The 13,870-nt window shown below is 75.6% G+C and carries 12 protein-coding genes; 2 read left to right on the plus strand and 10 right to left on the minus strand.

The features are described from left to right. Positions 1 to 116 precede the first annotated feature (116 nt). The 3 genes from ACZ4YL_RS13045 to ACZ4YL_RS13055 are packed head-to-tail and all read right to left on the minus strand — an operon-like array spanning position 117 to position 3,396. Positions 117 to 1,610 (minus strand): AMP-binding protein, encoded by a 1,494-nt coding sequence (locus ACZ4YL_RS13045; RefSeq protein ID WP_468116177.1) that lies wholly within the window; start codon positions 1,608 to 1,610, stop codon positions 117 to 119. Continuing rightward, positions 1,610 to 2,365 carry a glycosyltransferase family A protein gene (locus tag ACZ4YL_RS13050; RefSeq protein WP_468116179.1) on the minus strand — a complete coding sequence of 252 codons (756 nt, stop codon included), beginning with the start codon at positions 2,363 to 2,365 and terminating at the stop codon, positions 1,610 to 1,612. Before ACZ4YL_RS13050 ends, ACZ4YL_RS13045 begins: the two co-directional genes overlap by 1 nt. After that, on the minus strand, positions 2,362 to 3,396 hold the full coding sequence (locus tag ACZ4YL_RS13055; protein ID WP_468116181.1) for a 3-oxoacyl-ACP synthase III family protein: 1,035 nt from the start codon (positions 3,394 to 3,396) through the stop codon (positions 2,362 to 2,364). The genes ACZ4YL_RS13050 and ACZ4YL_RS13055 overlap by 4 nt, the downstream gene beginning before the upstream one ends. 177 nt (positions 3,397 to 3,573) lie before the next feature. Here ACZ4YL_RS13055 and ACZ4YL_RS13060 point away from each other — a divergent pair, with 177 nt between their 5' ends. Beyond that, a complete protein-coding gene (locus ACZ4YL_RS13060; RefSeq protein ID WP_468116183.1) occupies positions 3,574 to 5,055 on the plus strand; it encodes a hypothetical protein in 1,482 nt (493 codons plus the stop codon). Positions 5,056 to 5,074: 19 nt separating this feature from the next. Continuing rightward, entirely contained in the window at positions 5,075 to 5,401 is a 327-nt protein-coding gene (locus ACZ4YL_RS13065) for a hypothetical protein (RefSeq protein ID WP_468116185.1), read from the plus strand. A 9-nt stretch (positions 5,402 to 5,410) separates the two neighbouring features. On the opposite strand, the gene ACZ4YL_RS13070 is transcribed toward ACZ4YL_RS13065, so the two are convergent. Genes ACZ4YL_RS13070 through ACZ4YL_RS13100 form a run of 7 tightly spaced genes read right to left on the minus strand, consistent with a single transcriptional unit; the run spans position 5,411 to position 13,870 of the window. After that, a complete protein-coding gene (locus ACZ4YL_RS13070) occupies positions 5,411 to 6,742 on the minus strand; it encodes a protein kinase domain-containing protein (RefSeq protein WP_468116187.1) in 1,332 nt (443 codons plus the stop codon). After that, entirely contained in the window at positions 6,739 to 7,680 is a 942-nt protein-coding gene (locus ACZ4YL_RS13075; RefSeq protein ID WP_468116189.1) for a PP2C family serine/threonine-protein phosphatase, read from the minus strand. The genes ACZ4YL_RS13070 and ACZ4YL_RS13075 overlap by 4 nt, the downstream gene beginning before the upstream one ends. Next, on the minus strand, positions 7,677 to 8,336 hold the full coding sequence (locus ACZ4YL_RS13080; RefSeq protein ID WP_468116291.1) for a vWA domain-containing protein: 660 nt from the start codon (positions 8,334 to 8,336) through the stop codon (positions 7,677 to 7,679). Before ACZ4YL_RS13080 ends, ACZ4YL_RS13075 begins: the two co-directional genes overlap by 4 nt. A 36-nt stretch (positions 8,337 to 8,372) precedes the next feature. Next, positions 8,373 to 8,501, minus strand: a complete 129-nt coding sequence (locus ACZ4YL_RS13085; RefSeq protein WP_468116191.1) for a hypothetical protein — start codon at positions 8,499 to 8,501, stop codon at positions 8,373 to 8,375. Continuing rightward, positions 8,498 to 10,174 (minus strand): TRAFAC clade GTPase domain-containing protein, encoded by a 1,677-nt coding sequence (locus ACZ4YL_RS13090; protein WP_468116193.1) that lies wholly within the window; start codon positions 10,172 to 10,174, stop codon positions 8,498 to 8,500. Before ACZ4YL_RS13090 ends, ACZ4YL_RS13085 begins: the two co-directional genes overlap by 4 nt. Position 10,175: 1 nt before the next feature. Further along, entirely contained in the window at positions 10,176 to 12,599 is a 2,424-nt protein-coding gene (locus ACZ4YL_RS13095) for a GTPase-associated protein 1-related protein (RefSeq protein ID WP_468116195.1), read from the minus strand. Further along, complete coding sequence (locus ACZ4YL_RS13100) at positions 12,596 to 13,870, minus strand: TRAFAC clade GTPase domain-containing protein (protein ID WP_468116197.1); 1,275 nt, start codon at positions 13,868 to 13,870, stop codon at positions 12,596 to 12,598. Before ACZ4YL_RS13100 ends, ACZ4YL_RS13095 begins: the two co-directional genes overlap by 4 nt.

Genomic DNA, 13,870 nt, shown 5'->3' on the forward strand with positions numbered 1-13,870 from the left:
GGGGTGTACCTCCGTGGAATCGGCGGGCCGGGCGAAGACCCGGGGAAGGCTCCGGGCGCGCGACCCGGGACCCGGCCCGTACGGGTACCGCGGCCCGGGACCGGCGGCACGGGCCGTCATCGCGCCGGGCCCAGGCGTCGCGCCGCCAGTGCGGCCGTCGCCGCCCGGTCCGGTTTGCGCGAGCGCCCCGACAGCGGGATCCGCGCGAGCAGCAGGGCGTCGGGCCGGGCCGTGCCCATCCGCCGGACCGGCTCCGACAGGGCGGCGCGCAGGGCCCGTTCGTCCGCGCCGCGCCGCGGCTGCACGACGGCGACGAGCCGTTCGTCGCCGTCACCGGCCGGGATCCCGACGAGCACGGCCAGCTCCACCCCCGGCACGTGCAGGGCGGGCTCGTACAGCCCCGGATAGATGTTCTCGGCCCGGCGCAGCACCATGTCCTTGCTCCTGCCTTCGAGCACGATGCGGCCCGCGCCGTCCAGCCGTGCCCGGTCGCCCGTACGCACCCACGCGTCGGGCTCCTCCCCGAGGTAGCGGTGGCGGGCCGCCGGGCCGGACAGCAGCAGCTGCCCGTTCCCGTCCGGCTTGGCGAGCACGCCCGGCAGCGGCGCCCCGACCAGGTCCCCCGGCTCCCCGGCCTCCTCGAACACGGACTTCTCCCGCGACTCGACCGCGGCGGCCGGGAACAGCTCGGTCAGCGCGTACACCCCCCAGGCCTCGGCCGCGCCTGCCGCGCGTACGCGTTCCAGCAGCCCGGCGCCCGCCGGGGCCGAGCCCGTCCACACCCGGCCGTGGAAGCGGGCGCCCGCGCCCAGCGCGTCCCGCAGCCGGGGCGGGGTCAGATAGGTGTCCTCGGGCCGCAGTCGACCCAACTGGCGGGCCAGTGCGCGGGAGTTGCCCGCCGGGAGGGCGACGGCGGCGCCCCGCGCCAGCGAGGGCACGAGGACGAAGAAGGTGCCGCCGAGCACCGGCCGGTCCCCGTGCGCGTCGAACAGCGCGGAGACCGTGGTCATGCCCGCGGCCAGGCTCGCCCGGGTGTGGACGACGGCCCGCGGCAGGGAGGTGGTCCCCGAGGTGAACACGATCACCGCGTCGGCGTCCCCGTCCAGCCCGTCCCCGGGCGCGGGCACACCCTGGCGGGGCGCGGCCAGGTCCAGCGCGGGCGCGCAGCCCGGCAGCCGGGTCCCGACCGTGGCCACCGGCCCCAGCGCGGCCAGGTCCGGCAGCGCGAGCCGGGCCCGGCGGGCCAGCGGCCGCGCCCAGCCCGCCACCGCCTGCGCGGCCGCGTCGGCCAGCACCAGCGAGGGCCGGGCCAGCGCGAGGCGGGCGCGCAGCACGTCGGGCCCGGCACCCGGGTCCAGGACGGCCCCGCGCAGCCCGAGCCGCCACAGCGCGAGCAGGACGGCGAGGGCGCGCGGCCCGGGGCGTACGGCGACGCCGACGGTGTCCCCGGCGCGCAGCCCGCGCGCGTGCAGGGCCGCGGCGAAGGCGTCGGCCAGCTCGGCGAGTTCGCCGCGGGTGGCCCGTACCCGGGGCGCACCGGTGCGGGCGGCGGTGAGCACGGCGGGCCGCTCGGGGCGGCTGCGCAGTGCGTGGTCGAGGTGGTCCAGCATCAGCGGGGGTCGTCCGTTCCGTGCGTGCCGCTGCCCTGGTCCAGGTACCAGCGGGCGGTGCCGGCGAGCCCGTAGGCCCGCAGGCGCCGCGTCGAGTTCTCCACGACCATCCCCCGGCAGTGCGTGATCCGGTCGGTGTGGCGGCGTACGGCGTTGAGGAAGAGCCGGTCGGTCGGCGAGGGGCGCCGGGGCATCCCGCCGACGGTCAGGTACAGCTCGGCGGTGATGGCCATGTTGTTCCCGGCGTGCATGCGGTACGGCGCCCGGTAGCCGCGCCGCCGGGCGTGCTCGGGCCGCAGCCGGCCGAAGAGCGCGGCGAGGGCCACCAGCGCGCCGAACCCGGCCCGGCCCAGCGGGCCGTGCTCGTCGCGGCGGGCCACGATCCGTCCGCACACCAGCCCGGGGCTGCGGACCAGCGCGGCACGGGCGGCGCCGGTCCAGCCGGGCCGGGGCAGGCAGTCGGCGTCCGTACGGGCGAGCAGGGCCGCCCCGCGGCCGATCGCGTACCGGAAGCCGGTGTCCACCGCGGAGCCGACCCCCTTCTCCGGCTCCTCGATCACCTCCACCGGGAAGGGCGCGCCGGCCGCGAACGCGCGGGCGACGGCGCCCGTACCGTCCGTCGAGGCGTTGTCGACGACCAGCAGGGTGAAGTCCCGGTCCCGCTGCGCGGCGAGCGCCCGCAGGGTGGCGGCCAGCCGGGCCTCCTCCTCGTGCGCGGGCACGACCACCCACATCGGCGCGGCCGCGGCCGTCACGACTTCTCCCAGACCATCGTCATGATGCTGATGCCGCCGCCGAGACCCACGAACAACACCCTTTCCCCCGGGGCGAGTTCGCCGAACACCCGGTCCAGCTGGAGCCCGATGCTCGCGCTCGCGACATTGCCGAGCTCGGGCACCGTCACCACCAGCTTCCCGGCGGGCACCCCGGTCAGTTCCGCGAACCGCTCCAGGTACGGCACCGTCACCTGGTGCACCAGCACCTTGGCGAAGCCGTCCCACTCCATCCCCGTGCGGTGCAGCGTCCGGTCGATGACGGCGGTGCCCACCTTCTCGAAGACGCCCCGCAGTTCGTGCCCGTCGCCGCGGAAGTACGTGTACGCGTCCCCGCGCGGGTGCCGTGACCCGCCGCCCGGGATGCCCCCGACCTCCCAGTGCTCCGAATGGGTCTCGGTGTCCACGTCGATGATCCCGCCGCGCTCCACGGCCTCCACGACCACCGCAGCGCCCGCGTCGCCGAAGGTGTACCCGGCGAAGCCGTCGCGCAGTTCCGCGAGATCGGCCGGGTCCCTGCGCACCGCCCGGCTCGGCGTCTCACCGGTGACCACCAGGGCCCGCCGCGCCCGCCCGGCGAGGATCATGGAGCGGGCGAGGTCGATCCCGTTGACGAAGCTGTTGCAGGCGTTGGTGACGTCCAGGGCGTGGGCCCGCGAGCCCAGTTCCGCCTGCACGATGTGCGCGGTGGCCGGCTCGACCAGGTCGCGGGAGGCGGACGCGAACAGCAGCAGGTCGACGTCGAGCGGACCGAGTCCGGCGGCGGCCAGGGCCCGGCGGGCGGCGCCCACCGCGAGGGTGGAGGCGTACACGCCCTCGCCCGCGACCCGGCGGGAGACGATCCCGGTGGCCTGCGTCAGCAGCCTCGGCGGCAGGGTCAGCCCACTGCGGAGCGCCACCTCCCGCTGCAGGGCGTCGGAGGACAGCACCTCGTCGGGCAGCAGGCTGCCGACGGCGGTTATCCCGACGCGTATCCCGGCGCGCGGCAGTGGATCACATGGCTGAATGAACATGCACACACGATGACAAGCCGGCCGCGCCGGAGCCTGAGTACGGATGCTCAGTCCGCCGCCACCGGCCGCACAGACCGCCTGAGTACCCGCACCCCCGAGCCGCTTCCCGCCCAACCCCGCGACAGCCACGGGCCGTTTGCATAGGGTGGACGACACGGCCACGGGGGAGGACGCGATATGGCAGCACGCCGATTACCGGTGCTGGCGCAGTACCGGGACGACGCGGTGACCCGGCTGCTGTGCGCGGGAGCACACCTCGACGAGGGCTTCGCCCGCGAGGTGGACGTGGAACTCACCGAGGACCGGCTGCGCGCCATCGGGCTCTCGCTCGGCATCGACCTGGTGGCCCTGGCGCGCCACGCGCGGGCCTCCGTACGGCGGATCGACCGGCGCGACCGGCGCCTCGCCGGGCTCTGCGCGGCCGGCGTGTGGGCGGCGGTACCGGCCGCGCTGTACGGGCTCGTCGCGGACCTGCCCGTCCTCGCCCTCGGAGCCGCCGCCGCGTTCGTCCTCGCATACGCCACCGCCTGGGCTCTGGTCCGCCAGGCCGAGGACGGGGCCCGTACGGCGGCGCTCGGCGTCGAGCACGGCGCCGGGCGGCCCAAGGACCTCGCCCCGGAGGTCGGGGCGGAGGTGGAGGGCCGGCTGCTGGAGCAGAAGCGGGCCAACGTGGTCCCGTACACGGCGGGAGCCGCGCGCACCACCCCGTTCGTCGGCAGCGGCTCGAAGATCAAGGAAATGGTCTGGCAGCCCATCGACGTCAGCCGGCCCGCCGACGATCCGGCGGGCGGCGGCAAGCTGGTCATCAAGCCCTTCGACGCCGTCGACCTGCACAGCTTCGTCGCCCGCGAGATGGAGCACATCGCCGGGCTGAAGGGTCTGCGGGCCCGCAACCGGCTCTACGTGATAGGAGATCACGTCTCCTACGTCGGGCCCGACCTGCTCCCCGACCGGCTGCGCCGCCCGCGCGCCCAGATACCCAAGCAACTGGTGCAGGCCGGAGTGGTGCAGCCCGGCGCCGGCATGCGCACCTATCTCAGCCTGGAGCGGACCGGCGAGGGCGGCCGCGTCATCGTCTCCATGCACCTGCGGGCCCGGCTCCAGCACCCCAGTCTCACCTGGGAGGTGGCGGCGTACGGCATCCCCCCGCTCCAGTCGCGCTTCTACCGGGTGTACGAGCTACCCCTGGACGGCTGGGAACGCTGGTGGGACCTCTTCCGCGTCGCCACCGCCGCCACCTGGCCGGCGCTGCTCGGCGCCCCCGGACGGCTGGTCCGGCGGGCTGCCGCCCGGGGCGAGCGGGCCCGGTCGCTGGAGAGGCTGCGCCGCGAGATCGGCCGGCGGCACCTGCGCTACGACTACGGAGCCGTGGACAGCCTCCGCGAGCGGGTCGCCGACTGGGACCAGCTGGGCTTCTCCGAGCGGACCGACTCCCAGGACTTCCTCCAGCGCCTCCAGCAGGGCGTGCTGATAGCGACCGAACGGTTCCTGAAGGACCACCACGTCGACACCAGCTCCTACGACCAGGCGCAGCAGGTGATCAACACCCACAGCTACACCTTCCAGGGTGACATCCACTCCAGCAACATCGGCGCCCACGGCACCGTCAACCAGGGCGGTCAGGCACAGACTTCGGGGAAGCCGCCCGGGCAGCCCTGAGCGAGCACGAGGAGCACGCGTGAGCACCTACCACTTCCACGGGAACATCTCCGGCCCCAACAACATCGGGGACCACGGAACCATCAACATCGGGCAGCAGGACACCGCCGCGCAGACCCTGCGCCTCGCCACCGAACTCGCCCAGTGGCTCCGGGCGCAGGGCGCGGCGCAGGAGCGGCTCGACGCGGCCCAGGCCCTGCGCGGCGAGCTGGACCGCGCCGGACAGGAGGGGCGCGCCGCCGAACCGGGCCTGATCCGGCGGTCGCTGGAAACCATCACCCTCGGGCTGGGCGCGGGCAGCACCGGCCTCGCCCTCGCCCAGGAGATCAGCCGCCTGCTGGGCTGACGGGCCGGCTCACTTCGCCCGTACGACGGCCCGCGCGCCGCCGAAGTCCAGCTCCAGCCCCGAACGCAGCGGCACGGTCTGCCCCGGGGCGATCTCCTGCGTGCTGCCGTCCGCGCGGGTACCCGTCCACGCCGACCCCGAACGGTTGGCCAGCCCGAACTTCCCCGGCCGCTGGGGATGTTCGGTCAGCTGCGCCACCAGCGTGCCGTCGCCGTAGTCGTGCCGGGCCGGCTCCGGCGCCAGGTGGTGCGCCTGCACCCGCGAGGACCGGTGCAGCAGGATGTGGTGCTCGGTGCGCGGCGGGGGCGTGGTCAGCACCAGCCGGGGCGGCAGCACCAGCGCGTTCCCGCAGCTCCAGCAGGTGCCCGGGGTGGCGGACCGGGGCTCGGTCATGTTCTGCTTCCCGCAGTGGGCGCAGTCCACGACCGCGTCGAGGACCGCCCGGAGCGCGTCGCGCCACTGCGACTCCCGCACCCGGCCGGCCGGGTCGTGCAGGCCCCGCGTGAAGTTCCTGGTGAACAGATCGCGCAGGGAATCGGGCACCACCGCCCACGTCGCCAGGACGGTGGCGTGCTCCCCGGGATCGGGAGCGTTGGAGCGGTCCAGCGGGTCGAACAGGAACAGCGGGTCCTTCCCGTACAGCTTGCGCTCGGCGGCCTCGTCGAAGCAGCGGATGGCCAACTCCCGCCTGCCCATCAGCGGATGATGGTTCATCAGCAGCATGAACAGCAGCACGGACAGGGAGTGCAGATCGCTCTGGGTGCCGGGGGAGACCCCGGGCTCGCCGCGCACCAGCTCGGGCGCCATGAACGCCATGGTCCCCGAGATGCCCGTGCTGTCGCCCTCGACCACCGCGTTGTCGTTGTCGCAGACCAGCACCTCGCCGGTGGCCGGGTCGAAGAGCAGGTTCCCCCAGGAGATGTCCCGGTAGGCGATCCCGCGCGAGTGCAGCGCCTGGTACGCCTCGACCGTGTACAGGCAGGCGGTGAGCAGGGCGCGGATCGTGGTCCGCAGTTTGCGGCGGAAGAGCAGCGGCAGGCCCTTGAACCGGTCCGGGCGGATGTCCATCAGGTAGCCGAAGCCGCCGCGCCCGTCGCCCACGAAGTCCCGGGGCCACAGGAAGCGGTCGTCGTCGAAGCCGCGGTCCACCAGCTGGCGGACGATGTCCTCCTGCTCCGGTGTCGCGCAGGCCGGGTAGTACCACTTGAGGGCCTGGTCGCCGGCCGGGGTGCGCACCCGGTAGACCTCCCCCTGGCCACCGGCGCCGAGCAGGTCGAAGACCTCCACGCCCAGGCCGCTGTCGGCCGTCAGCCGGGTACCGCTGTCGAGCATGCCGCTCATTCGTCACTCCTGTACGGGTCTGTCAGGTCGGCCGGGTCGGCGGCGCCGGCGCTGTCGGGCGGCACCCCGCCGGGTTCGGTCAGGGCTGTGGCGGCGTGCCAGGCCGCCACCAGGGTGGTGTCGTCCCCCGAATGCCGGGAGGCCTTGGCCAGCCACTCCGGCAGGACGGCCCGGACGCACTCCGGGCCCTCCGCCGACAGCCGGTCGTCCAGTCCGGCCATGAACTGCCGGAAGCCGGCGTCCGAGGCGAAGCTCTTGGACAGCCCGTCGGTGGAGAGCGACACCAGCCGCGGCGCCCGCGCGGGGGCGGTCACCGGCGCCCAGTGCGTACGGACCCGCAGCCAGGCCTGCGGGGAGCACAGTGACTCCGTCTCGTCGCCCAGATCCGCTTCGTCCGGCGCGAGCGGTACGGTCACCTGCCCGTCGTCGGTCACCACCGTCAGCTCGCCGTCGCCGAGCTGCCAGGCCGCGAAGACCCGGGGGGTCAGCACGGCACCGACGAGCGTGCTCCCGTACAGCACCAGCTTGTCCGCCGGGGACAGCCCGGGCTCGCCGGGCGAGCTGCTGCGCTCCCAGTGCCCGAGCGCCTTCTCCTGCCAGGCGCTGACCAGCTGGCGGGGCAGGGTGTACTGGGCGTAGTTCATCAGCCAGGCCAGGCTGGGCGGCCGCGTCCCGCCCCGGGGCTCGGCGAGCGCGGCGAACAGCCGGGCCTGCTGGACGAACAGGTCCACGGCGAACCGGGACCCGAAATGACTGCGCGCGTGCACCGCCGATCCGTGGCCGTCGGCCACCGCCATGATCAGGGGCTGCGCGGCGGTGCCGAGCCCCTCCGCGTCGTGGTGGTCCTGGTTGCGCGCCTTGTTCACGCCCTGGACGCTGCCCTGGATCGTGTCCCAGAGCGGCAGCGGTCCGTGGGTCATCCGCACGGGCTCGCTCACCACACGTCGTCATCGTCGTCGAGCACCGGCGGGGCGTACGGCGGCTGCTTCACGGTCGCGTCCGCGAAGCCCGCCACCGGCTGGGAGGCCGCCTTCACCGCGGCCGTCGAGGCCCAGCGGATCGCCGCCGCCAGCTGCTTGGGGCTGTTCGCGTCCAGCGGCTGGAGCTCGGGATTGCCCAGGAACTCCTGGAGCACGTTGCGGTCGGCGTCCGCGCCGATCGCGATGGCCACCCGGACCGCCTTGCGGCCCCAGGGCGTCGCGTCCACCGCCCGCAGCCCCGCCTTCCAGTCGTCCGTCGGCACCCCGTCGGAGACCAGCGCCAGCACCGGCTTCAGGGCCCGCTGCGGCATCGGCGGGGTGTCCAGTTCGCGCGCCGCGAGCTGGAGGGCCTCACCGAGATTGGTCATACCGTCCACCTGCACGTCCTGCCAGGTGAACTGCTCGACCGGCACCGGGTCCTTGTGGTGCCAGCGGGCCGTCGTGGAGAACGTCATCGTGCGCAGCAGCAGCTGGGCCGCCGGGTTGTCCTGCGCCACGGAGAGCATCTCCGGAACCGCTTCTCTGATCGCGTAGTTGAGCTGGCCGATCTTCTCTCCCTGCATCGAGTACGAGCAGTCGATCAGCCAGATGAAATGGACGGGCCGGTTCGCCATCGGCCCGCCGGGGATGTCACTCACCGCGTGTCTCCTTCAACTTCCGGTCCATTGCGGGATGTACCGCACCAGCGCCGCCACCACGGCGGCCGCCGTCATCACGACCGCCGACACGAACAGGACCGCCATCATCCGCCGGCCCCGCGTGATCTGCGGTGTCATCATGGGGTGTTGCTCCTTTCCGCACCGGGCGCGACCTGCGGGTCCCGGGTGTCCTGTCGGGCCTGCGCCCCGTCCGGCCGGGCCGGCCCGTCCCGACGCTCCTGCCGGTCCCGTACGAGCCGTCCGACGCGCAGCCCGGTCCGTGACAGCAGCCACAGCACCGGCTCCGCCGCCCGCCGCCGTTCGGTGTCCAGGGCGCCCGCCCCGGTCGCGGCGCGGGCGCTGACCACCCAGTACCGGGCCGCCGCGAAGTCGTGGCCGAGGGCCCGGACCAGCTCGTCCAGCCCGATCCCGGCCAGCCATGCCTCGACCGGCTCCGTCGGCCGCGGCAGTGAGTCCAGCCGGTCCAGTACGTCCCGCTTGGTCACCACCGCGGCCACGGGGAGGCGCCCGCGACGGCCGCCGAGCCCCTGCAGCTCGCCGGTGAACCCCGCGTACGTCTCCACCGGGCCGAGGTCGGCCGGCCGGGCGCCCTGTGCCCGTTCGGTGTCACCCGCCTGCAGGGCACGGCGCACGACGGGCGCGGCGAGCACGTCGGTCACCAGCAGGACCCCGTCGGCGTGCGCGAGGTAGCCCTGGCCGCGGGTCGTGTCGGCGTCCCGGAGGGACTCGCCCATCGGGTCGTACAGGTACAGCAGCCGGCGCCGGCGGCCGTGCCCGACCAGCAGCATCAGGGCGCGCGGCTGCCCGCCCTGGGTCTTGAGGGTCCACCCGGTCCGGTTCAGCTGCTGCCCCAGGGCGTTGGCCTCGCGGAGGTCGTCGGGGGAGGCGTACTCGACGGTCAGCCGGGACTCGTGCGACCAGGACCGCAGTCCGTCGAGCACGGCCGCCAGCAGCATCGTCTTCCCGGCGGAGGTGCCCCCGATCAGCGGCACGTGCACGACCCGGGTGGTGCCGACGGCCGGCGGCAGGCCCCGGTCGCAGTGCGGGCACCGGGCGGCGAGCCCCCGCCGCCCGGTCATGAGCGTGCTCGGCAGGGCCTTGCCGCAGCGGCAGACGTGCCGAAGGGCGCCGAAGGCGCCGGGCCGCAGCTCGCGGTGGGCGGCCCCGCAGCCCGGGCAGAGGTGCACCGCCAGCGGGAACGGCCGGTAGCAGCCGGGGTAGGGGCACTTCATCCGGATGCCCAGGACCAGCTTCCACAGCCGCTCCGCGACGCGCCCGGCCAGGGTGGCGGCCAGGGCGGCGAGCGCGACCAGGAGGAGCTCCACCGCGAAGAACAGCGCGACGCCCGCCAGCAGGGCCGAGGCGAGCAGCGCCGACAGCAGCGCGGCCAGTGCCGTACCGGGAGCCAGCAGCCGCAGCAGCAGCCGGCCGAAGCCGTTCTCCGCGAGCTCGCCGGTCTGCCCGTTGCGGCCGCGCAGCAGGCGGCGGCGCACCACCTCGCCCAGCCAGTGCCGGGTCAGCAGGAACCAGACGGTCAGCGCCGCGGCCTGTCCGGCGAACCGGGCGTCCAGCCACATCTGTCCGGCCCAGTACGCGGGCCGCGCCGGTTCGGGACCGGTGTACGGGGTGATCCGCGGGTCGGTGCCGCCCGGCGGATGCGTCCGAAAGGCGGCCCAGGCGGCCGACAGGGCCAGCGCCAGGAACCGCCACAGCCCGTACCCGAGGCACACGGCGACCCCGACCACCCCGGTGAGGGTGGCGAGGATCCGCGCGATCAGCTCCGGATCCGTCACGTCAGCCCCCGTTCCCGGCACCGCCGGAGCGGCGCCCTCCGAAGCGTTCGCGCAGACGGCCGAAGGCACCCGGCCGCTGCCAGCCGCGGAACTCGTCCGCCCAGCGCCCGCCCAGCCGGGCCAGCGACTGCTCCAGCTCGGCCAGTTCCGCCGCCGGGAGGCTCCGTACGGCCGGCCGCAGCACCCCGTCGAGCAGGTCCGCGCGGGCCTCCTGCCAGGCCGGGCCGGCCTGCGGCTGGGAGGACCACACCGTGAAGCAGTCCGCGGCATAGCCCGGATCCAGCCGCAGCCGGTCACGGACCGCCGGTGTGCGCGCCGCCGCCCGGTAGGCGGCCAGCAGCTCCCCGTCGTTGCTCTCGATCAGCGCCCGCAGCTCGCTGTCCGGCCGGTCCCCGGCCAGCAGCCGCGCGCACAAGGCCGCGTACGCGCTCTCCCGCGGGCCCGGCTCCGGATCCAGCGACCTCAGGTCCAGCGCCTGGCGGACCCAGCCCCCGCCCGCCGGGCCCGACCGCAGGTTCAGTGCCAGCTCCAGCAACAGCAGCGACGGCCGCAGCCGGGCCGGGATCTCCTCCTGGAACTGCCCGAGGAGCTCCGGAGCCAGCTCCGCGGCCTCGGTGTCCCCGGCCGGGGCCCGCACGGCCGCCTGGACGAGCAACTCCCAGGTCCCGGCTTCCCGGTGGACCTGCGCCCCGGTCGCCATCAGCACCAGCCCGGCCTCGCCCGCCCCCGGCGGATTCCCGTCCCACACCAGCCGCATCGCGGTACGCAGCACCAGCGGCTCCGCGTACAGCGAGACGCCCGAGTGGGCCAGCAGCGCGTTCAGGGCGCCGACCCGGTCCGGTGCGGGCGCGGCCTGCGCCGCGGCCTCGGCGCACATCCGCAGGTGCGGCCGCGCGTCGGCCGCGGTCGGCCGCAGCGCGGTCCGCTCGAACAGCCGCCGCCCGGCGCCCGGATCGCCCGCCGCGAGCGAGTCCAGCCGGTCGAGTACGAGGGCGCGCAGCCCGGGCAGTTCGGCCAGCGCGGCCCGCACGCCCGCCCCGTACGCCCGCTCCGGATCGGTGAGCAGCGCGAGCGCCAACTGCCGGGCCGTGCCGGGCAGCAGGTCGCTCACGTCCACCCCGAGCACCGAGGCCACCCGCAACAGCCCGGCGGGATGCGCCGGTTCGGCCGCGGGGCCGCCCAGCGCCGCCCGCAGGCCCGGTTCCAGTTCCGCCGCGAGCCGGCCGCGGACGGCCGCGCCCAGGGCGCCCGCGGTCGGCAGGGCCGCGGGCGGCGCGCCGGTCCGTACCGCCTCGGTCAGGGTCAGGGCCACCAGCGGCTCGCACACCGTGGGCGGGGCCCAGCCGTCCAGGGCCGCGAGCAGCCGCCCGGCCGCGGCGATCTCCGCCGGGTCCCGGTCCCCGGCCGGGCGGCCCAGCGCCCGGGCCAGCGCGTGCAGCCGTACGCCGTCCAGCGCGTCCCGGTGCCCGGCGGCCCAGTCGGCGGCCGCGGCCCGGCCGGGGGAGGGCAGAGCGATGTCCGCGGCCAGGGCGAGCGCGGCCAGCGGGCCCGCGTCGTAGGGTCCGGCGGCCAGCCGCCGTACCTCGGCGACCAGGTCCTGGCGCTGCGCCTGCCAGACGCGCGCGGCGGTGTCGGCCCACACGTCCGGCTCCCCGGCGGCGGTGGGGGCGGCGGCGCGCGTGGCGTCGTAGACCCGGTAGCGGTGCTCCTGCCCGGCGAGGCCCAGTCCGTCCTCGGGCATCACCCCGATGATCTGCTGCCGGGCGAGCTGCGGCCGCCGGGTGTAGGTGGTGAAGGTGAGCCACTGTCCCCGCTGGTGCGGCAGCACACTGCACGCGAGCATGATCCAGCGGGCGACGGCCTCGCTGTCCGCCTCCACGAGCACGATCTGCGGGGCGTCCGGGTCCTCGCCGAGCCGGCGCACATCGGTGAAGAAGGCGGCCAGCCACGGCGTGCGGGCCGCGACGAAGGCGGCCAGCGCGGCCCGGTCGAGGCGGCCCGGCGCGGGCACCGCGGCCAGCAAGGGGGCGCCGGCCTCCGGGGTCGCGGCGGCCCACTGGGGCGAGCCCCAGGCGGTGATCGGCAGTTCGCCCACGGCCGGACCGGAACCGGCGGGCTGCGGCAGGTGCACCGCGTGGGCGTGGAAATTGCCCCAGCGGCCGCTGTAGTCGGCGCCCGTGTACACCGAGCGCGCCAGCAGCCGGCTGCCGTCGGCCAGCACGTTCAGGCTGAGCGCCTGCGGAAAGGCGGCCAGCTCCTCCGTCCCCGGGCGCGGCGGCGCGTCCCGGGGCGGCTCGTAGCCGATCAGCTGCTCCGCCTCGCGCAGCAGGGCGGCCGGCACCCCGGGGCTGACGGCCGTGAACCGGAAACCGGAGCCGTCGGGACCGGGCGGCGCCGAGGTGTAGTGCAGTTGGGCGAGATTCATGAGTTCCCCTCGGAGCCGGTACGGCCACCCGTGCCGGCGCCGCCACCGGTGCGCGGCAGCAGCCCGCCCAGCCCCAGCAGCCACAGCAGCGGATCCTCCACGCGCAGCGGCCGCGGACCCGACTTCGGGGCGTCGGCCGGCGCGTGCGCGGGCGGCGGCGAGCCGAGCGCCGAGAGCCCGAACAGCGACAGCCGGGCGAAGTCCCGGTCCAACTGCCGCAGCAGCGCCCCCGAGTCCCAGCCGTCGAGGAGCGAGCGCATCTCCTCGTGCACCGCCCGCCGGTCCTCCTCGTCGAGCGCGCCGGCGCCGTGGTCGGCATTGCGCAGCAGCGGCGAATGCGGCTCCAGCAGCGGCGCCAGCGAGTCCGTCTTGGTCACGGCCACCGCCACCGGGGTGGTGACCCGGCCGCGCGAGGAACCCCGCCCGTGCGCCCGCAGCTGCGCCGCGAGATCGGCGGCGATCTGCTGCGGCGGGGTCTCGATGACCGGCAGCGGCGGCCCGTCGTCCACCGGCAGCCGGTCGCGCACCGCCCGCATCTGCAGCGGGTCCACGAGCAGGATGATCCCGTCGGCGGCGGCCAGGTAGTGGGTGTAGCGGTCCATGGCCTCGGCGCTGCCGAGGTCCTCGCCCGCCGCGTCGAAGAACACCAGCGCGGTGTGCCGGCTGCCGTCCCCGCGCAGCCGGCGCCGCAGGGGCAGGCTCAGCCGGTACAGCAGCGGGTCGTTGAAGCCGAGGGCCGCCGGCCTGGTGGCCTCCGGCAGGCGCAGCCGGTCGTAGAGGTCCTCCGCCAGCTCGCGGTCCCGGCGCTGGGTCTCGCCGCCCATCGCGGTCACCGAGGCCCCGTACGCCCGGCCCACCCTGCCGCGCAGTTCGTTGAGCAGGACCGAGACGTAGGTGCTCTTGCCGGAGGCCTTGGGGCCGAGCAGGGCGATGATCCGGGTGTCCTGGTCGCAGTAGTCGCTCGGGAAGTCGCTGTGGCAGCGCCGGCAGACCCGGACCGGGGTGGACCCGCCGCAGGCGGGGCAGTCCGCGCGCGATCCGCCCCCGCTCGGGGTCAGGCGCAGCCCGAGGCCGCGCGGGGCGGTGAAGACCGGGCCGCGCATCTTCAGCGCGGGAGGCACGCTCGGGCCCATGAAATCAGCCCATATGGTGTCGAGTTCGGCGCTGCAGGGCTTGGCGCCGCGCACCCCCGTGGCGGACATCTGGCAGCGGTAGGGAAGCCGGGCCGCCGGGGACCGGTCGAAGCAGTAGGGGCAGACGACGGAGGTCAT

The organism is Streptomyces sp. NPDC030021, from assembly GCF_055574035.1.